17 protein-coding genes and 1 tRNA gene are annotated in these 19677 nt (G+C 65.2%); 13 read left to right on the top strand and 5 right to left on the bottom strand.

Annotated elements, in window-relative coordinates; all coding sequences use genetic code 11:
* Positions 1 to 2: 2 nt before the first annotated feature.
* Genes GNZ21_RS09720 through GNZ21_RS09710 form a run of 3 tightly spaced genes read left to right on the top strand, consistent with a single transcriptional unit; the run spans position 3 to position 2559 of the window.
* Positions 3 to 401, top strand: a complete 399-nt coding sequence (locus tag GNZ21_RS09720; protein ID WP_157323730.1) for a cytidine deaminase — start codon at positions 3 to 5, stop codon at positions 399 to 401.
* A complete protein-coding gene (locus GNZ21_RS09715) occupies positions 402 to 1784 on the top strand; it encodes a thymidine phosphorylase (protein WP_188503720.1) in 1383 nt (460 codons plus the stop codon). It begins immediately after the preceding gene.
* 22 nt (positions 1785 to 1806) lie between these two features.
* A complete protein-coding gene (locus tag GNZ21_RS09710) occupies positions 1807 to 2559 on the top strand; it encodes a DedA family protein (protein ID WP_157323728.1) in 753 nt (250 codons plus the stop codon).
* Here the strand turns inward: GNZ21_RS09710 and GNZ21_RS09705 are convergent.
* Both GNZ21_RS09705 and GNZ21_RS09700 read right to left on the bottom strand, forming a co-directional pair.
* Positions 2556 to 2993 (bottom strand): MazG nucleotide pyrophosphohydrolase domain-containing protein, encoded by a 438-nt coding sequence (locus tag GNZ21_RS09705; RefSeq protein ID WP_157323726.1) that lies wholly within the window; start codon positions 2991 to 2993, stop codon positions 2556 to 2558. The two genes, GNZ21_RS09710 and GNZ21_RS09705, sit on opposite strands and share 4 nt — an antisense overlap.
* Positions 2986 to 4128 (bottom strand): adenosine deaminase, encoded by a 1143-nt coding sequence (locus GNZ21_RS09700; protein WP_157323724.1) that lies wholly within the window; start codon positions 4126 to 4128, stop codon positions 2986 to 2988. The genes GNZ21_RS09705 and GNZ21_RS09700 overlap by 8 nt, the downstream gene beginning before the upstream one ends.
* Before the next feature lie 162 nt (positions 4129 to 4290).
* Between GNZ21_RS09700 and GNZ21_RS16315 the strand changes: the two genes are divergently transcribed.
* The 9 genes from GNZ21_RS16315 to GNZ21_RS09650 all read left to right on the top strand — a co-directional run bounded on the left by GNZ21_RS16315 (position 4291) and on the right by GNZ21_RS09650 (position 12201).
* Positions 4291 to 4845 (top strand): matrixin family metalloprotease, encoded by a 555-nt coding sequence (locus GNZ21_RS16315; RefSeq protein WP_373868449.1) that lies wholly within the window; start codon positions 4291 to 4293, stop codon positions 4843 to 4845.
* Positions 4832 to 5377, top strand: coding sequence for a hypothetical protein (locus GNZ21_RS09690; RefSeq protein WP_157323720.1), 546 nt, complete (start codon positions 4832 to 4834; stop codon positions 5375 to 5377). Before GNZ21_RS16315 ends, GNZ21_RS09690 begins: the two co-directional genes overlap by 14 nt.
* Before the next feature lie 102 nt (positions 5378 to 5479).
* A complete protein-coding gene (gene eno, locus GNZ21_RS09685; protein ID WP_157323718.1) occupies positions 5480 to 6760 on the top strand; it encodes a phosphopyruvate hydratase in 1281 nt (426 codons plus the stop codon).
* A 221-nt stretch (positions 6761 to 6981) separates the two neighbouring features.
* Entirely contained in the window at positions 6982 to 7602 is a 621-nt protein-coding gene (locus GNZ21_RS09680) for an FtsB family cell division protein (RefSeq protein WP_157323716.1), read from the top strand.
* Positions 7603 to 7613: 11 nt separating this feature from the next.
* On the top strand, positions 7614 to 8231 hold the full coding sequence (locus GNZ21_RS09675) for a DUF501 domain-containing protein (protein ID WP_188503719.1): 618 nt from the start codon (positions 7614 to 7616) through the stop codon (positions 8229 to 8231).
* A complete protein-coding gene (locus GNZ21_RS09670) occupies positions 8228 to 9226 on the top strand; it encodes a Ppx/GppA phosphatase family protein (protein ID WP_157323714.1) in 999 nt (332 codons plus the stop codon). The genes GNZ21_RS09675 and GNZ21_RS09670 overlap by 4 nt, the downstream gene beginning before the upstream one ends.
* A 2-nt stretch (positions 9227 to 9228) precedes the next feature.
* Positions 9229 to 10719 (top strand): S8 family peptidase, encoded by a 1491-nt coding sequence (locus GNZ21_RS09660; protein WP_229659535.1) that lies wholly within the window; start codon positions 9229 to 9231, stop codon positions 10717 to 10719.
* 25 nt (positions 10720 to 10744) lie between these two features.
* Positions 10745 to 12121 (top strand): NAD(P)/FAD-dependent oxidoreductase, encoded by a 1377-nt coding sequence (locus tag GNZ21_RS09655; protein ID WP_157323712.1) that lies wholly within the window; start codon positions 10745 to 10747, stop codon positions 12119 to 12121.
* A 6-nt stretch (positions 12122 to 12127) separates the two neighbouring features.
* Positions 12128 to 12201, top strand: a tRNA-Leu gene (locus GNZ21_RS09650).
* A 39-nt stretch (positions 12202 to 12240) separates the two neighbouring features.
* Here GNZ21_RS09650 and GNZ21_RS09645 read toward each other — a convergent pair.
* Positions 12241 to 13218 (bottom strand): hypothetical protein, encoded by a 978-nt coding sequence (locus GNZ21_RS09645; protein WP_157323711.1) that lies wholly within the window; start codon positions 13216 to 13218, stop codon positions 12241 to 12243.
* A gap of 168 nt (positions 13219 to 13386) precedes the next feature.
* Between GNZ21_RS09645 and GNZ21_RS09640 the strand changes: the two genes are divergently transcribed.
* Positions 13387 to 14442: a hypothetical protein gene (locus tag GNZ21_RS09640; protein ID WP_157323709.1), complete on the top strand. Its 1056-nt coding sequence runs from the start codon at positions 13387 to 13389 to the stop codon at positions 14440 to 14442.
* A 3-nt stretch (positions 14443 to 14445) separates the two neighbouring features.
* Here the strand turns inward: GNZ21_RS09640 and GNZ21_RS09635 are convergent, their stop codons facing one another.
* On the bottom strand, positions 14446 to 17412 hold the full coding sequence (locus GNZ21_RS09635) for a BTAD domain-containing putative transcriptional regulator (protein ID WP_157323707.1): 2967 nt from the start codon (positions 17410 to 17412) through the stop codon (positions 14446 to 14448).
* 45 nt (positions 17413 to 17457) lie between these two features.
* Positions 17458 to 19677 (bottom strand): LCCL domain-containing protein, encoded by a 2220-nt coding sequence (locus tag GNZ21_RS09630; RefSeq protein ID WP_157323705.1) that lies wholly within the window; start codon positions 19675 to 19677, stop codon positions 17458 to 17460.

Below are 19677 nucleotides of genomic sequence, written 5' to 3'. Positions count from 1 at the left end.
TTATGTCAGAGGTTGATTTTGCGGCGCTGACCCAGGCCGCCCGCACAGCGGCAGAGCATGCTTACGCACCCTACTCCGGCTATCCGGTCGGTGCCGCCGCCTTGACGTCACAGGGTCGGCTGATCACCGGCTGCAATGTGGAGAACGCCAGCTATGGGCTGGGCCAGTGCGCGGAGAACACCCTGGTGGGCCAGCTGCACCTGACCGGGGGCGGCAGCATCGCCGCCTTCACCTGCGTCAACGCCAAGGGCGAGACCATCATGCCCTGCGGCCGCTGCCGGCAGCTGCTGGCTGAGTTCGCAGCCCCCGACTTCCAGATACTCACCCCGGAGGGCATCAAAGATATGTCCGGAATCCTTCCCCAGGCCTTCGGGCCCGCCGATCTTGCCGAGGTGGTCTGAGTGACCGGCACCCATGACGCGGTGGACATCATCCGCACCAAACGTGACGGCGGCGCCCTCACCCAGGACCAGATCGACTGGCTGATCCGCGCCTACACCGCCGGCACTGTGGCCGAGGAGCAGATGAGCGCGCTGGCCATGGCCATTCTGCTGCGCGGCATGTCCCGGGAAGAGATCGCGCATTGGACCGCTGCGATGATCAGCACCGGTGAGCGGATGGACTTCAGCTCCCTGACCAAGCCGGACGGCAGCCGCCGGCTGAGTGCGGATAAGCACTCCACCGGGGGAGTGGGGGATAAGATCACCCTGCCGCTGGCGCCCCTGGTGGCATCCTACGGAGTGCCCGTACCCCAGCTCTCCGGCCGCGGGCTGGGCCACACCGGCGGCACCCTGGACAAGCTCGAAGCCATCCCCGGTTGGCGGGCGCAGCTGTCCAACCAGGAGATCCTGAACCAGCTGGACACTGTGGGCGCAGTGATCTGCTCCGCCGGTGCGGGATTGGCTCCGGCGGATAAGAAGCTCTACGCGCTGCGCGATGTCACCGGCACTGTGGAGGCAATTCCGCTGATCGCCAGCTCCATCATGTCCAAGAAGATCGCCGAGGGCACTGATGCCCTGGTCCTGGACGTCAAAGTCGGCACCGGTGCCTTTATGAAGACCTACGACGACGCCGCCGAGCTGGCTCGCACGATGGTTGCCCTGGGCACCGACGCCGGGGTGCGCACCACCGCGCTGCTCACCGAGATGTCCACCCCGCTGGGGCTGACTGCCGGCAATGCGGTGGAGGTCGAAGAGTCGCTGCAGGTGCTGGCCGGGGGCGGGCCGGAGGACGTGGTGGAACTCACGGTGGCCCTGGCCGCTGAGATGCTCGCCGGCGTGGGCTTCACCGGGGTGGACCCCGCGGAGAACCTGCGCAACGGCAAGGCCATGGATTCCTGGCGGGCGATGATCGCCGCCCAGGACGGGGACCCCGAGGCCGCGCTGCCGGAGCCCAAGCACAGCCACACCATCACCGCAGAGGCCTCCGGTACGCTTACCCGGTTGGACGCCTATGCGGTGGGCATCGCGGCCTGGCGGCTGGGCGCCGGCCGTGCCCGCAAGGAGGACCCGGTGCAGGCTGCTGCCGGAGTCAGACTGCACGCCAAGCCGGGTGACACAGTCCGCGCCGGTGCGCCGCTGATCACCCTGTGCACCGATGAGGCCGAACGGATACCGCGAGCCGAGCAGGCACTCGAGGGGGGCTTGCAGATCAGTGCCGAGGGCGGCGTCGTCGAATCCCCCTCCCTGATCAAAGCCCGGATCACCGCCGAGGACTGTATTGGCGCTGAGGGCGGGACACCCCGGGCGGGCGCTTGGCCGGATTCCGCCGGGCATCACGCCTAGAAGGCGGGTCGGTTCCCCGAGCATGCCGGAATTTCTCAACTCGCTGGACGAACTGGTGCTGGAGGCAGCCTCTGGTTGGTGGACGCTGCTGGGGCTCTTCGGGTTCGTCACCATTAACGGGTTCTTCCCGCCATTGCCCTCTGACTCCCTGATCATCGCCCTGGGCTCTGTCCAGGACGAGCCAGGGACCCCCTGGTGGCCTTGGGTGATTTTCACTGCGGCGGCAGCTGCCCTGTTGGGAGACTTCATCGCCTACCGGTTCGGCCGGGCCATCGGTACCGAACGGTTCGGCTGGATGCGCCGGCCGACTATGCAACGCACTCTGACCTGGGCCCGGCACGGGCTGGACCGCCGGGGTGTATTGGTGATCTTCGTGGGCCGGTTCGTGCCCGGGGCCCGGGTGGGCATCAACTTCGTGGCCGGCTCCACCCGCTACTCACTGCGCCGGTTTCTACTCATCGACGGCGCAGCAAGTCTGCTCTGGGCCAGCTGGCTGATCGGGCTGGGCATGGCCGGTGAAGCGATCTTCGGCAATATGCTGTTGGCCATGGCCGTGGGCATCGGGGTGGCGATCCTGGTGGGACTGGGCTGCGAGCGGCTGTTCAACCTGCTCACCCGGTGGCTGGACCGCCGCGGTGTGCACCTGGACCCGGAGGGCTACCAGGACATTGGCGAGGTCCCCGTGGAGCCGCCCATCCATCTGCGCCGCCGTGGAGGGAGACCACGAAAGTGGAATGAGAACGATGAAGGAAGGGCCGAGGAAAAGGGTTCCTAGTACTGGGGAGAATCGGGACCGTGGAGCTCGTGCTTCTCCTGTGCTTTGATCCGGTCCCAGGCGGCGTCGATCTCCTCCACTGTGGCCTCCTGGGGATTCAGAGTGCCGTCGGGCTCAAAGACGTGCGGATTTCGGCGGATGAGCTTTGCGCTGATCGCCTCCGCGACTCCGTCCAGATCGAACTGGTCCCGCTCAGCGGCGATGGCGGCGTGCAGCACCACTTGGAGCAGTACATCGCCGAGTTCTTTCCGCAGGGGCTCCCCGGTGATCCCGGCGCCGATCTCCGCGGCCACTTCCTGGGCCTCCTCCAAGAGGTAGGGGGTCAGCGACTGGTGGGTCAGCTGGGCCGTCCAGGGGCAGTGCTCACGCAGCTGCTCGATGATGGTCACCAGCCGGGTCATATTCGGCAGTGCTTGGGGCTGCTGCTCAGGCATTCCACGCTTCCAGCACGGCTGCGGTCAGCGCCTGCCGGTCCTCGTAGTCCAGGAAGCTGGCCTCAATGGCGTTGACCTGGAAGTCGGCGAGCTCCGCGAGGCTGTAGTCGAAGGCCTCGGCGAGTGCGGCCAGCTCGCCGCTGAGCGTCACTCCGGAGACCAGCCGGTTGTCGGTATTTACCCCGATGTTGAAGCCCAGCTGGTAGAGCATGTCGAAGGGGTGGGCATCCATACCGCTTTCAGCATCACCGGTGAGTGCGGAGACTGCCCCGGTGTGCAGATTGGAGGTGGGTGAGGCCTCCAGGTGGATCTGCCGATCGCGCACCCAGCGGGCCACGGGCCCAAGCTGCACCTCGATGAGGTCCTCTCCCCCGTCACCGGTCTTCGAGCGGGAGTCCGGACCGGTGGTCACGGTGATGTCCTCGGCCACCCGGATTCCGTGGCCCAGCCGCTGGGCCCGGCCGTGGACCAGGGCATCGCGGACTGACTTGATGCCGTCGGCCTCGCCGGCGTGCACGGTGGCCGGCAGCATCTGCTCGGCCAGGCGGGTGAAGCTGGCGGCGAATTTTGAGGGGGGGAACCCGGCCTCGGGCCCGGCGATGTCGAAGCCGACGACGCCTTTCTCCCGGTGCCGCAGGGCCAGTTCCACGATTTCGGCGGCGTTGTCATTCTGCCGCATGGCGGAGATCAGCTGACCCACTGCGATGGCGCCGTCAGCGGCTGCCACCGCCTCCACGCCCTCGGCCAGTCCGGCCTGGACCGCCTCTACTGCTTCATCCAGGCTGAGCCCGCCGGCGGTGTGCTGCTCGGGGGCCCAGCGGATCTCGGCGTAGACGATCCCGTCTGCTGCCAGATCCTCCACGTACTCCCGGGCAATCCGCTTCAGGTTCTCGGCGCTCTGCATCACTGCAGCGGTGTGCGCGAAGGTCTCTAGGTACTTCACCAGGTCCCCGGAGTTGGCATTGGTGCGGAAGATCTCCTGCAGCTGATCCGGATCAGAGCTGGGCAGTTCATGGCCGACCTCGGCGGCCAGCTCGATCAGTGTGGCCGGACGCAGGGAGCCGTCCATGTGATCATGCAGGGAGACTTTGGGCAGTTCACGCAGCTGGGCCTCCAGGCCCTCATAGGTGCTCATGGCACCTAGCCTACCGGTGGGCGCTCAGCCGGGTGGGCGGCGTCGTCGACAGCTCGGAGCGTTCGACTGTTGAATGCCCGAGGGTAGCTAATTCTGTCACTAAAATGTAATGTGTGTCACAAGTCGAGTCGTTATAACTACAGTCGCTGGGAGGGGTTGGAAATGGTTGACAGTGAGTCCACGAGTTCCGCAACCTTGCGTTCGAGAGTTTTCGTTGTGTTGGCCTCTCTTGTGCTGGTGCTTATTGGCGGAGCTGCACCTGCGCAAGCAAGTCATGGTGGCGGGGCCAATTCGGGGATCCTGTACACGCCCCACTGGACCGTTTGTCAGCATCAAGGGAATCACGTCGCTGTTGCTTGGGCCATGAATCAAATCGCCGACGGAACGCCAGTCACCACGACGCACCGAGTTTGCCGATCCTCGTACAATGTGGGCGTCAATCGAGCATCCTATCCGGAGTCTTGGTTTGGAAGCGTCAGCTGTGGTGGCGGAGTCTCCAACGGAATATGCAACTCGAGAAAAAACATTCGGCTCAACTCGCGTACTCTCATGACTGCCCAACAGTGGAGAAAGACAGCTCTGCACGAATTCGGGCATGTCGCGGGGCTGGGGCATCGGAACACCAATTCCTCAGCTATGACGTCAGGGAGTTCACCTCCAATTTCTCAGTATCTCGACGCGCACGATAGGGCGATGATCCGCAATGCTTACCAGTAACAAACCCTTTGCTCTTGTGGGGTGTGCCGCCCTCATAGCTGCAGTTATCGGATGTTCAGATGATTCAGTTCAGGAAATCGATTTCGACGAGCCGTATGGTCACGCATCTTTGCAAGAGATCGGGGTCGCAGCAGATCTTGTCGTCAGAGGAGAAGTTGCAGGTCTCGAGACTGGTGTGAGGATCGGTGAAGATCGAAGTATCGAATATAGGGTCTATACCGTCCGTGTTGCACAAACCGACCCTCAGGTTTCAGATGACACGATCCGTATAGCAATCTCTGAGGTGATGGACGGGCAGGCGTTCCAAGTCGCTGGCAGGGCGAGTCTTGATGAGGGTGACCAGGCCATCTTTGCCCTGACTGAAATCGACGAGAGTTTCGAATTTGAAGGGTTCGTTCTGGTGAACTCTCAGTCAATATTCCCAGTCGAAGGTAATAATGAGGTCCAACATGACGGGGAGGGAACCCTGTCCGATCAGGCTGACGGTTCCACACCGGAGGATGTCTTCGACGAACTGGTCTCTCACCGGTAAGGCGGGCAACTATCTTGTTGTGGGATTGGGGGACTAGGCTGGGAGATGAGTCAATGGTGACCGCTGTCCCATCACCCTCATCTACTCCAAGGAGACCCACCCATGTCCCTAATCGCCAGTGTCTACGGCCGTGAAATTCTCGACTCCCGCGGCAACCCCACTGTTGAGGTCGATGTTCTGCTCGATGACGGCAGCTTCGGCCAGGCTGCGGTACCCTCCGGTGCCTCCACCGGCGCCTTCGAAGCTGTGGAGCGCCGCGACGGCGATAAGTCCCGCTACCTGGGCAAGGGCGTGTCCGAGGCTGTGAAGGCCGTCAACGAGATCATTGCCCCGGCACTGGAAGGCCTGGACTCCACTGAGCAGCGCTCCATCGACCAGGTGCTGCTGGACCTGGACGGCACCGAGAACAAGGGCTCCCTGGGCGCCAACGCCATCCTGGGCGTCTCCCTGGCCGTGGCCAAGGCCGCAGCTGATGCCTCCGACCTGCCGCTGTACAAGTACCTGGGCGGGCCCAATGCCCACCTGCTGCCGGTGCCGATGATGAACATCCTCAACGGCGGCAGCCACGCCGACTCCAATGTGGACATCCAGGAGTTCATGATCGCCCCGATCGGCGCGGCCACCTTCTCCGAGGCGTTGCGTGCCGGGGTGGAGGTCTACCACTCCCTGAAGGCCCTGCTGAAGGAGAAGGGGCTCTCCACCGGCCTGGGCGATGAGGGCGGCTTCGCCCCTGACCTGCCCTCCAACCGGGCGGCCCTGGACCTGATCACCGAGGCGATTCAGCGCGCCGGCTACCAGCCCGGGGCAGATATTGCCCTGGCCCTGGATGTGGCCGCCACCGAGTTCTACGCCGACGGGGTGTACACCTTTGAGGGCGAGCAGCGCAGCCCCGAGCAGATGAGCGACTACTACAAGGAGCTGGTGGAGGCCTACCCGCTGGTCTCCATCGAGGACCCCCTGGATGAGGACGACTGGGCCGGCTGGAAGACCCTCACCGAGGCCATCGGTGCCAAGGTCCAGCTGGTCGGCGATGACCTCTTCGTCACCAATCCCGACCGGCTGGCCAAGGGCATCGACTCCGCCACCGCCAACTCGCTGCTGGTGAAGGTCAACCAGATCGGCTCGCTCACCGAGACCCTGGACGCCATCAGCCTGGCACAGCGCTCCACCTACACCACTATGATCAGCCACCGCAGCGGTGAGACTGAGGACACCACGATCGCTGATATCTCCGTGGCGGTCAACGCCGGGCAGATCAAGACCGGTGCCCCCGCACGCTCAGAGCGTGTGGCCAAGTACAACCAGCTGCTGCGCATCGAGGAGGAGCTCGGTGATGCCGCCCGCTACGCAGGAAAGAGCGCCTTCCCACGCTTCAGTGCCTAATCCCGGCGGCGCGCACATGTCGCGCTCGCCTCTCCCTCGGCTTACGCCGAGCTTCACGCCGGATAAGTTCCGGACATTCCGCGTGTCCTGGGGGCTGCTTATACTGCCCCGCAACTAGGGTGAGGTTCTGTAACTGAACGCTTCCCATCAGTGGTGTGCTCGGCGGTCCGGTGCTTCAGCCGGACCGCCGGGGCGCACCTAGTTAAGGCGGTGATGAGCCCATGGCGCGCCATGCCCGCACCTCCGGCACCACTGCCGAACCGCAGGATCTCTCCGCCCGGCAGCGTCGGTCCCAGCAGCGAGCCCAGAAAGCTGAACGCCGCCGATTGGCCGAGCGGGAACAGGTCTCCGGACAGATCCGCACCCCCGATGAGATCACCGCACGCCGTGCCCGCCGCGCAGACAAGCCGCAGCAGCACGCCCAACGGCCCTCCCGCAGGACCCCCGTCTCCGCGCGCACTCTGGTCCCGGAACGGACCTTCTCCGGGCGGATGATCGTGCTGACTATCGTCACCCTGGTGGTGATCTCCTTCCTGGTGCCCACCGTGCGCAGCTATATGCAGCAGCGCGCCGAGCTTTCGGCCCTCCATGAGCAGATCGCCGCCGAGGAGCAGCGCCAGGATGAGCTGTACTCCGAACTGGCCCGGTGGGATGATCCTCAGTTTGTCCAGCAGCAGGCCCGCGAGCGGATCAACCTGGTGCTGCCGGGGGAACGCCGGTACCACGTGATCGGGGATCTCGCCGAGGCGGAGGTGCAGACCGACTCCGCGGAGGAGGCTGCAGAGGATGCTGACTGGACCGATGAGCTCTGGGAGTCCGTGGTCGAATCCGCCGAGCAGTAGACTTACCTGCTGTGAACCGCCCCCGCGCCACTGGTCAGCCGATTCCCACCCCACAGGACCTCGATACGCTCAGCCTGCAGTTGGGCCGGCCCGTGCGCGACGTGGTGGAGATTCCCGCCCGCTGCCGCTGCGGCAACCCCCTGGTGGCAGCCACCGCCCCGAGGCTGAGCAACGGCATCCCCTTCCCCACGACCTTCTACCTCACCCACCCCACCCTTACTGCCGCAGTCTCCCGGCTCGAGGCTGCCGGGGTGATGGCCGAGATGACCCAGCGCCTCCAGGACGACGACGCCCTGGCCGCCCAGTACCGGAAGGCTCACCAGCACTACCTGCAGGAGCGGGAGAGGATCCGCCAGGCAGCCGGACTCGGCCCGGTCTGGGAGATCGAGGGGGTCAGCGCCGGCGGAATGCCCGAACGCGTCAAATGCCTCCACGTGCTGGCCGGCCATGCCCTGGCTGCGGGCCCGGGAATCAATCCGCTGGGCGATGAGACCCTGGAGCGGATCAGCGCCGAATGGACCCCGGAGACCTGCACATGTGACACTGCCTGGGACCACCGCGCAGAGGTCCCCACCGAGGACCTCTCACGCCATGTGCGCCGCCTCCAGGAGAGAGAAGAGCCATCATGACCGAATCCGCCCAGGCCCCACTCCGGGTGGCAGCCATCGACTGCGGCACCAACTCGATCCGCCTGCTCATCGCAGACGTGGACCTTCCCGGCACCGGCTCGGTCACCGATGTGGTGCGCCGAATGACTGTGGTGCGGCTGGGCGAAGGTGTGGACACCACCGGGGAGTTCTCCGCCCAGGCGCTGCAGCGCACTTTCGCCGCGGTGGAGGACTACGCCGAGCTCATCCGCCGCCACCAGGTGCAGGCTGTGCGTTTCGTGGCAACCTCGGCCTCCCGGGATGTCAGCAACCGGGAAGAGTTCATCGCCGGGGTCAAGGACCGCCTGAGTGTGGAGCCCGAGGTGATCCGCGGCTCCGAGGAGGCCGGGCTCTCCTTCGCCGGAGCGGCCAGCGTGCTCAACTGGGATGCGGCCCGCAAGGTCCTGGTGGTGGACCTGGGCGGGGGATCCACCGAGTTCGTGCTGGGCACCTCTGCCGGCGCCGAGCACGCCATCTCCACAGATATGGGTTGTGTCCGGTTCACCGAACGGCATATGCGCAGCGATCCCCCCACGGAGACCGAATGCTCTATGGCCGCCTTCGAAACCCTCAGCTTCCTGGAGAATGTGGCGGAGGTGATGCCGCTGCACGAGACGGAGGCTGTGGTGGGAGTGGCAGGCACGGTCACCACTGTCACCGCCCATGCGCTGAAACTTGAGGATTACGACGCCGAGACCATCAACGGTGCCGAACTTTCCCTGGATGCGGTCCACCAGTCTGTGGACCAGCTGGTGCACAGCACCCGCGCCCAGCGGGCAGCCATGCCGTTCATGCATCCGGGACGGGTAGATGTGATCGGCGCCGGAGCACTGATCTGGGGGACCATTCTGGACTACATCAACAAGATCACAGAGAACCGCGTGGCCACCGCCATCGCCTCGGAGCACGACATCCTGGACGGATTGGCGATGTCGGTGGCACAGGAGCAGCTGGAGAGTATGGGGAACGAGAAGTGAGGATGCGGCGTCGTAGTGTATGGGCCATCAGTGCTGCAGCCGCACTGGTACTGACCCCGCTGATGTCCGCACCGGCCCATGCCGTGGAGGTCCGTGAGCAGCAGTACTGGCTGGAGGACTACGGGGTCACCGAGGCCTGGGACACCACCCGGGGCGAGGGGGTGACCATCGCGATCATCGACACCGGTGTTGACGGGTCTCACCCGGGGCTCAACGGCGCGCTCACCGGAGGCACCGATTTCTCCGGCGGCGGCGACGGCTCCGGCGGGCCGGTGCAGCAGACCAGCACCGAGCACGGAACTCTGGTTGCCTCCCTGGCGGTGGGCCGGGGCGAGGAGCTGCCCGAACCGGAGGTGATCGAACCGGAGAGTCTCGAGGATATGTCCCAGGAGGAATGGGACGAATGGTTCGACCAGTTCCTGGCCGAGCTGGAGGAGATCCACGGTGAGGACTGGGAAGAGGTCATCGACGAGGAGCTGCTCGACGAATTCTACGAGGAGCGCACCTTCCCCGGCATGGAGGAGGAGCTCGAGCTCGATGACGAGGATCTGGCGCCCGAGGCACCAGATGTGCCCTGGAACCAGCGGCCGGTAGGCGTAGTAGGGGTGGCCCCGGAGGCCAATATCATCTCCGCGTCACTGGTCCTGGAGGATCCCAATCCCAACGGCCCCGGCACTGAGGAGCAGATCGCCCAGGCCGTGGTCTGGGCTGTGGACAACGGGGCCGACATCATCAACATGTCCATCGGCTCCGGGGTGCAGGACTGGCCGGAGAGCTGGGATGAGGCCTTCCTGCACGCCGAGGAGAACGATGTGCTGGTGGTCGCCGCCGCCGGCAACCGTGCAGCCGGGCACTGGTCCGTGGGCGCACCGGCCACCATCCCAGGAGTGCTCACCGTGGCCGGGGTGGACGAGAACCGCAATATCAGCGAGGAATCCTCCTCCCAGGGCATTGCAGTGGACATCGCCGCCGCCTCCGAGCCGCTGGTCGGAGCATTGCCGGGGGAGGGGTACGCCACCTGGACCGGCACCTCAGGGGCCACCCCCCTTGTGGCCGGTGCCGCGGCACTGGTGATGGCCGCCCATCCGGAGCTTTCGGCTCAGGAGGTCAAGCACCGGCTGTTGGTCTCTGCTGACTCCGAGGGGGCCGAGGGGGTTGACCCCGAGTACGGGCACGGGGTGATCAATGTGGCCGAGGCGGTCAACGGCAACCTCCCGGAATTCAATGCCGATGACTATGACACCCTGGCCGACTGGATCCGGGTGCACCGGCGCGCCGATGATGGGGTGAACGGCAATGGTGCCGATATTCCCGAGGACGCGGAGGTGATCGCAGGACCCGAGGGAGAGCCGCGTGAGCTGCCCCGGGCTGCAGAGGTTCGCTCAGCCCAGGACTGGGCTGGTCCGGTCACCGTGGCGGCCGGCGGCCTGGTGGTAGTCATCCTGATGACTCTGGCCGCAGTTCATCTGATCTCCCGGCGCAGCCGAACCTGACCCAAACCCCGATAGGATGGAGCCCATGGCACTCAAGCTCTCAGAGAAACCCCGTGTTCTGATCGTCGGCGGCGGCTACGTCGGCCTCACTGTGGCCCAGCAGCTGCAGAAGAAGATCAAGGCTGCCGGCGGCATAGTCACCCTGGTGGACCCGCTGCCCTATATGACCTACCAGCCCTTCCTCCCCGAGGTGGTCGGCGGGCACATCGAAGCCCGCCACGCCGTGGTGCCGCACCGGCGGCACCTGAAGGACACTGAGGTGATCACCGGCAAGGTGACCTCCGTGGACCATCAAGCGAAGATCGCCGTAGTGGGACTCGGCGAGGGCGAATCCGTGGAGATCCCCTACCAGGACATCGTCATGGCCGCCGGCGCCACCACCCGCACCTTCCCCATCGAGGGACTTGCCGAGAACGGCATCGGTCTGAAGACCATCGAGGAGGCCCTGGGGTTGCGCAACCATATCCTGGAGCGCCTCGAAGCGGCCTCTGTAATGACCGATGAGGCTGCCAAGCGCCGTGCGCTGACTTTCACCGTGGTCGGCGGCGGATTCGCCGGCATCGAGTGCATCGCGGAGATGGAAGACATCATCCGCGCCGCAGTCAACGAGAACCCCCGGCTCAGCCAGTCTGATGTGCGCATCGTGCTGGTGGAGGCGATGGGCCGGATCATGCCCGAGGTCTCCGAGGACCAGGCAGTCGGTGTGGTCGAGCACCTGCGCGGCCGCGGCATAGAGGTCCTGCTCAACACCTCGCTGAGCTCTGCAGTGGACGGAGAGCTGACCCTGATCTCGATGGCAGATAAGTCCGAGGTGGACAAGTTCGGCTCCGACACCCTGGTATGGACCGCCGGTGTGGCCGCCAATGCAGTGGCCCGCAGCTCTTCCTTCCCGGTGGATGAGCGCGGTCGGATCACCGGCTCCGCGACCCTGCAGATACTGAATGAGGACGGCGACGTGATCGAAGGTGCTTGGACGGCCGGTGATATCGCCGCAATCCCGGACCTCACCGGAGCCGGTCCCGGCGGGTTCTGCGTGCCCAACGCCCAGCACGCCTCCCGGCAGGCCAAGGTGCTGGCCAAGAACCTGTTTGCGGTCCGCTACGGCACCGCTGAGGTTGCCGAGTACAAGCATGAGTCTCTCGGAGCTGTGGCGGGACTGGGCCTCTACAAGGGCGTGGGCAACCCGATGGGCGTCAAGCTCAAGGGCGTCCTGGCCTGGGCCGCCCACCGCGGGTACCACGGTATGGCTATCCCCACCATCGAACGCAAGGCCCGGGTGGCCGGCGGCTGGGTCAACGAGATGGTCTTCGGCCGTGACGTCACCCCGCTGCGCGATTTGGAGAACCCCACCAAGGCGTTCTTCGAAGCCGCCGGTGGCGGCAAGAAGAAGGCCACCAAGTAGAAGGCGCCCCCTGTAGCCCAACCGGCAGAGGCAGTCGACTTAAAATCGATACAGTGTGGGTTCGAATCCCACCAGGGGGACCGGGTATCTCCGGCGAGGACAGGCACCGTGTCCGAGGTTCAGGGGGCACTGGGCGTCTGTGCGGTGCCCTCTTGGTGTCGCCGTCCCCAATCCCGGGCTTTGGACCCCATCTCACCGAACTTCCTGCTGGCCTGCTGCAGCTTGCTCTCCCATTCCGGGTTGGGCACCTGACCTGCGGTCACCTTGGCCCAAACCTGCAGCATGGCTGTGACGGCGAAGGGCTCCACCACGGCCAGTTTGACCGCCCAGGTAAGGCACAGCGTGAGCAGCAGGGGCACCAGGCCACCGGTGACCGGCAACAGCCACACCACCAGGGCGACCGGTCCGACCAGTGCTAAGAAGATCAGCAGAGTCAGCCCCCATACGCCCAGAGTGAGCTTCACCGCGTTCTTCAGGAACTGCTTGTAGTTCTGCGCATACAGGATCAGGCCCTGCCGGCTGGTCTCCCACGGGTTGGTGGAGCGTACGCGCAGATTGTGGCCCAGGATGGTCTCATCCACGTAGGTCAGCGAGCTGTTGACCACGGCGTTGCCGATCTTGGCAACCTTGGCTGCCCCTGGTATGGGCAGGAAGTCCGCCACCCGGACCACCAGCCGGTTGAACGCTTTGAGGATCCCCTTGATGACGGCATCGACTCCGAAGAGCACCGACATCTCAACAAAGCGCTCCTTCACCGCCTGTTGTCCGTACTTGACCTGACCCTGCCCCGCCGGGAGTGTGCGGCCGTCGATGGCCTCCACCAGTACGGCAATATGCGCGGATTTGACCATGTAGAGCAGGTAGCGGCGCAGGAAAGCTAAGATGCCAATGCAGGCGACGAACCCGATGAAGCCGCCGATGGTGGCGCCGGCGGCGGTGGATCCGCCGACTGCTCCGACCATGGCTCCGATGCCGGCCCCAATGGCGGTAATGATGATCCAGCCGACCGCAATGCCCAGGTAGACCAGAAGCCGGAAGATCAGGAACGGCATGGTGCGTAGGAGCAGCTTCAAAGTTCTGGCGTAGGAGAAATTCATGGCCGTGGGTCCTCTCTCTTTGGGTGTGTGCCCCAACGGTAGGTACAGGGGTGTAAATCCGGTGTAATGCGCCGGGTGCCTGCGCTTTACGGGCGCATTACGGGTCTCAGGTGAGGATGAGACCTATTGCGGGGCCGGTATTCCCGCTTGAGCATGAGAGGACACACCATGAAGAGGACATCGACTGCGGCCCTGTTGGCCGGCACGGCCACACTGCTTATGATCAGCGGCTGCAGCCAGGCCCAGGAGATCGGCGAGCAGCTTGAGGAGTTCGGCGACGCTGTGGAGACCGGACTGGAGGAGGTCAATGAGGAGATCGCCGCGCAGCAGGAATCCGCAGATGCGGAGCCGAGCCAGACAGAGGACGACGCCGCAGAGGTCGAGTTGGCTGCTGCTGAGGAACGCGTCATCGGGCTCACCGGGCACCAGGCCGGGGTGCACTATGAGGTGGAGACGGTCAGGACGATTCCGCAGGAGGACGGCAGTCTGGTGGTCGAGGCCGATATGCGCTTCACCAATCCCTCGAACTCCAACCGAACGGTTGTATCCGGCTACGAGCTCCGCTGGCAGGCGGGGGCCGACACCTATGCTGCTCCCGGCTTCGCCACGGATTTCAACCAGATCCCGGCCAACGCTTCGAACAGCGGGCAGATCGAGATCACGGTCCCGGCCGCAGACGCAGAGGGGTTCACGCTGGACGAGGCGGTGCTGCTGATCGGCAACGCCGGCAGCAGCGCTGCCGAGATTGCGCTCGGTCCTGAAGGGGACACCATCTCCCGGGTGCCGATCGAGATCTCCGACCTGATCGGAGCAGAGGCCCAGCTACAGGATGAGGACGTCGATGATCTGGTGACCATCAGCTATGCTGAAGTCCGCTGGGGCGGCCCGGACCTCACACCGCTTCCCGACGGGCAGGCACATATCCTCTTGGAGTACACCGTACAGAACCGGAGCGATGCGCAGTCCTGCAGCACTCGCAGCTCGGGCGGCTGGAGCCTGGAGCAGCCTAACGGCGACTCGGTGCTTGACGACGGAGTCTCCGAGCGCTGTGCGCGTGGCGGGGAGACGGTTAGCGAGATCCTCACCGGATTCACCGTCGACGCCGAGGTGGTCGGTGACTACACCATGACGCACACCCGCTCCCGGGCCGGGGAGGCCACCGGTGAGTGGACCTTCTCCATACCGGACCCCAGCGAGCTGGACTTCGACCTCTCCGAGTGGTGAGGCTCAGCGTGACAGGTGTGCGCAGGCCTCCTGGGCGCGCCGCAGCGCCACAGGACCGGTCTGCGCCGCACCGTGGCTGAACTCGGCCTCGTAGGTCGCGCCTCCGAGGGTCTGCTGAAGCGATTCTATCGTGGCAGCCAGGCCCGGCACGCTCTGCTGGTTGTGGCCCAGGCCGGACCGGCTGCGCAGGGCATCTGCGGCACCGATAAGTCGGGTGGCTGCCAGCAGGCTGCCCTGCTCCACTAGCAGCACAGCGGCCAGTTCGAGCAGCCCGGGGATCCACCACGCGTCAGTGAACCGGTGTTCCTGAGCGAGTCTCATGGACTGGAGCAGGTGCTCGCCGGCGGCTGTGAAGTCCTTGGCCACCAGGGCGCTGATGCCCAGGCTCCAGTAGCTGCGGCACAGCTCCAAGGGTTCGCCGAGTTCCAGCCGGATCTCGTGCGCAGTGCGGACCAGGGCCGCGGCGGCAGAGGCATCCCCGCCGTCGGTCGCCACATAGGAGCGCCGCTCCAGAACCAGCGCCTCAAAGCTTCTAGCTCCGGTGCGACGAGTAGCCCCAAGGGCTACCAGAAGGTGCCGGTCCGCGTCCTCCAGCCTGCCCAGCTTCTGTGCGGCGATCCCTGCGTTGACCCCGGCGCGGAGCATTCCAGAGTCATGGTCGAGCTGCTCGAATGTATGCTGGGCTTCGGCAAAGATCGCGTAAGCGTGGCCGTGATCTCCGCCGTGGGATACTGCGGCGGCCAATAGCAGCTTGGCGGTCGCGATGCCGACAGCGTCCCCGGCCTTCTCACGCAATTCGATACATTTAGCAGCGGCCTCTCTGGCCTCCCGCGTACCGCCTCCGCCGTCGAGGTAGAACCATGCGGTGGTCTCGAAGAGGTCGGCCAAAGTCTCTGTGCTGATCCCGTCCTGCCGCTCCAGGAGTCGCTCAAGGCGTCGAATTACTTCACGGTGGGTACGTCGAGACGTCCAGTAGTGTCGCAGCTGAGTGCACATCTGGGCTGCCGCGTGGGGGTTCTCCCGTTCGGTCTTCTCCAATACTCCACGGACGTCGTGGGCGTAGGCGTCAAGTCGGGCGAAAAGGGCGGGTGCCTGGGTGCTCTGGCTTCCTTCACTGGTGCGTTTGATCAGCGTCTGAACGGCGTCGTGGTACCGCTGCCGCACTACCTGTGCTTCTTTGGACTGGTCCAGGAGCTCGCGCGCCACCGCATGTACTGGGGCCAGCAGCCGGTACCAATAGGTCCCGTTCCGCTGGTCTATCTGTATCAGGGAGCTGGCTACCAGTCCCTCCAGATGTTCGGCCAGGTTCTGCTCGGTGAGCGGACCACCGAGGCAGACGTTCTGCACTCCGGTGAAGTCGAAAGCGCCGTGAAAAGCCGCCAGCCTGAGTAACAGCGTCTGCTGGATGGCTGGGAGCGTGTCGATGGTCCACCGCAGGGCGATCTCAATCGATCGATGCTGCTTGGGGCGGTCATGTTCCTTCCCTTCAATCGAGGTGCCTCGGCGCAGCTGCTCAACTATGTCGGCCACCGAGAATATCGAACACTTGGCCGCTGCGAGTTCGATGCCCAGGGGATGGCCGGCCAGCAGCCGGCAGGCCTCAGCGATCTGCGGGGCGGTGCTGTGGTCAAGCTGCAGGTGATCAGTGACGGTCTTCGCGCGGGTGAGGAACAGCTGGGCTGACTCACTGCGTTGACAGGCCTCAGGAGTGTCCTCCTCCGGCAGTTCCAGCAGCGGAATTGGCCAGCTGCGCTCAGCCTGCAGCTGCAGGGCGGTGCGGCTGGTCACCAACAGGGTGAGGTTCGGGCACTGGGTGATCAGCGTTTCGGCCGCTTCAGCCACGGCGGCTACCAAGTGCTCCGCATTGTCCAGCAGGATCAGCATGCGTGAACTGCCGATTTCCGCGGCCAGGCTCTCGACGGTCTCAGCCCGGCTGTCTGCTGCCTGGGCGATCTTGGCCGGGACCACGGCGTCGTCCTCAACTGGCCCCAATGCTACGAAGGTCACCCCGTCGGAGAAGTCCTCGGCCGCGGCCCAGGCTGCCTGCACCGCCAGGCGGGTCTTGCCTGAGCCCCCCAGGCCCGTCACAGTGATCAGGCGGCAGGTGGAGACCAACTCGGCGAGCTCAGTGACCTGCTCGGCGCGGCCGATAAACTCCGTGGTGTAGCTGGGCAGGTGCACTGTGGCCGGTGAGGGCGGTGCAAGCCGGGGGTCCTGGTTGAGAATGGCGGTCTCGGTCTCCACCAGGGAGGGGCTGGGGTCCAGTCCGAGTTCGTCGAGCAGGAGGATTTTGGCACGCTGAAAGGCCTCGAGCGCCTCGGCCTGACGGCCAGCCCAGTACAGGGCGGTCATCAGCAGCTCCCAGGCCCGTTCCCGGTAGGGATAACGCTGGACAAGCTCCTCCAGGGCAGTGATGTCTGGAGGCAGTCCCGCGGCGTGCAGGCGGGCCTCGGCCAGGTGCAGCTCTGCCTCCTCCTTGGTGGTGGCCAGCGTCGAGCTTTCTAGCTGGAGGATGCCGTGATCGGGCCACTGGGGGCCGCGCCAGAGGGCCATGGCCTCCTGCAGGGTTTGGTGAGCGGCGGAGTGGCGTCGCTGGCGGAGGAGTTCGTGCCCCTGCTTGGCCAGGGTACGGAACTGGCAGACGTCCACCTGCTTGGGGTCCACAGCAAGTCGGTATCCGGTCTCGGTGGTTTCCAGCAGGTCCTCGCCGAGCGTCTTGCGCAGCTGGGAGATTAGCACGCGTAGAGAGGTAGCCGCCGTCGGCGGGCTCTCATCACCCCAGACGGCATCGACCAGGCGCTCGCGGGGCACCGGCTGACCGGCGTTCAGCGCCAGGGCGATCAGTGCTGCCTCGCGCCGCTCGCCCCGGACGCTCTCCGTACCCCCGGCCGATTCCACCGAAACCGTCCCCAGGATCGTGATCCTGGAGATCCCTCGGGCAGTCTCGAGCGCAGCCTCGGTGGTGGTCATAGTGGCACCAGCCTACGCCGCGCCCAGCCCAGTGTCAGCAAATTTTCAGGAATTGTTGTGTGTTGTGAACTGGAATCCGCTTGCCGATCGTGCCCACTGCCGTGGGTCGATGCCGTTGCGAGACTCCACCTCGATGTCTCGATGAGCGATGTTGTCGAGCAGCTCCACTTCGAAGGTTCCGCCTTCCTCCAGGGTGGCCAGCCCGGCATGAACCGCCGCGGCGCAGACCGGGGAGCGGGACCAGTAGATGTTAGTGCCCCAGATCCGGGTATTGGTGCGGCCTTCGCCCTCGGCTTCGGGCGGGCACGTGACCTCGAACCGGTCTCCTGCCTCGAGCCCATACTGGTCCCGAATGCTGTCGACGGGGGTGTTCCAGGTGGCCTCGATCGCGCCATCCGGCAGGGCATCATGTTCCCAAGCGGACCAGGGAGCGAACTCCGCACCGTCCACCACCTCGCCCTCACGGACCTGCCGTACGCGGTCGGCCGTCTGCGCAGACAGGACCACGGAGATATCGCCGGTGGCCCAGTAGTCCAGGATGCAGTAGGTGAGGTTCGGCTCCGCCTCGATGCCTGCGACGCGGCAGACCGCCTCGGCATGGGCGACCTCCGGGTCCTCTCGGTCGAGGTCCTCGGCCTCGACACTGTTGCTCGGAGGGAAGCTCAGATCGGTGTAGGTGGCAGTGGACTCGCCCTCGGGGTAGTCGAAGAGCGACTCATCCTCGGTGATCCGCCAGGTCTCGCCGAACTCCTGGTATCTGGTGGTTCGGTTGGCGACCTGCCTCAGGCCGAACTCTTCACCGTCACGGCTCATCCACCTGGGCTCATCGGGGTGGGCGCCGCCCAGCAGGCCCACGAATCCCGGCAGCTCATCCGCGAGGTCGACATAGACATCGAGGTATTGGTGGTCGGAGCGATTGCGCAGTGTCACTGACACGGCATGTCCTTGATCGGTGATGACCTGCAGGTAGGTGTCGTCGATCACCGAGGCCTGCCAGCCTGCCGCCTCCAGTGCGGAGTGCAGGGCAGCTGAGGCAACAGGCTCGCCGTCGACCCGGGAGACGGCTTCGCCGTTCTCGAAGGCGATGGTCACCCGGCGGCCCTCGGACTCGATGGCCACACCGGTGTTGAAGGCGAGGCCGTCCAGATAGGCCGGTGCCATCCGCACCTGAACCTCCAGATCGTCACCGGAGGTCAGGACGAACTCTCCGACCAGGTGAAACTGGACTGTGCCGCCATGGTAGGAGGCCAGGTAGGGATCGCCGTGGGTGCTGCCGCACGGCGGGTACCTGCAGCTCGGATTCGGCGGCGGGGGCGGAGAGCAGTTGGTGCCGATATCGCCGTTGCACAGGGCATTGTCCCAGCTGGATCCGCCGCCCCCGCCTGGTCCGAAGTTCCTGAACCAGTCGACAATGCATTGAATCGGTGAGCAGTCGCTCACCGCATCCTGCATGCCTTCGATCATGTCGTGGGACTTCGCCGGCAGTCGCGACCGGTCGGAGCCCGACACGACGGCGGCCAGCTGATCGCTGAAGGTGCCGGGCTGGATCTCGCCGTCGTCGTCACGATAGCCGGCGTAGAGATATCGTTCGGCCTGAAGCCGGTGGCTGAGCATCTCCAGGCCGCTGAGGTCGGCCTCGTCATCAGGTTCTTTCGCCGGGAGGCTCTGCAGGAACGCCAGGTGGTAGCTGATCACATCGCCGGCCCGGATGCCTTCGACCGAGGTCAGGTCCAGGTCCAGATGGTCCTGGTGGCCAATATGCTCGGCACCCTCATGGACAGTGCCGAGCACAGCGAGTGCCTGTGCATCCTCGAATTCCACCCAGCCGGCAATGACCTCCACATCCTCGCGGGGGACCTCGTCCGGAGCCAGGATTTGGGCATCCAGGGCCTCAACTACGTGGAAGCTGGCGCCGCCCGGCAGTTCTACGGTCTCTTCGGCCTCAGAGGCTAGCCAGGCGAAGATCTCATCGTCTATGGTCCCGGTGTCTTCGGCGCCGACCACGGTAATCTCTTGGAACAGCCAGAGGTCCTGAACGTGCTGAGCACTGCCAGAAACAGTGGAGACCGTGTCCGCTTCTTCTTTCGCCTCAGGCTCTTCCTCAACGGCGTCGTCCTCGGTTTCTTCAGCGGGCTGATGCTCAGCCTCCTCCTCAGAGGCGCCCGGTGCAGGCAGAGGCGGCTCAGCATCCGGCTCAGGGCCGCCGCAGCTGACCAGAATCAGTGCCGCGACCAGCAGGATCGACCAGTACTTTCGGGTTCCCAT

Source organism: Nesterenkonia alkaliphila (assembly GCF_009758175.1).
Taxonomy (GTDB): domain Bacteria; phylum Actinomycetota; class Actinomycetes; order Actinomycetales; family Micrococcaceae; genus Nesterenkonia; species Nesterenkonia alkaliphila.
The sequence above is the reverse complement of the archived record's forward strand: the minus strand, read 5'-3'. Positions and strand labels throughout refer to the sequence as shown.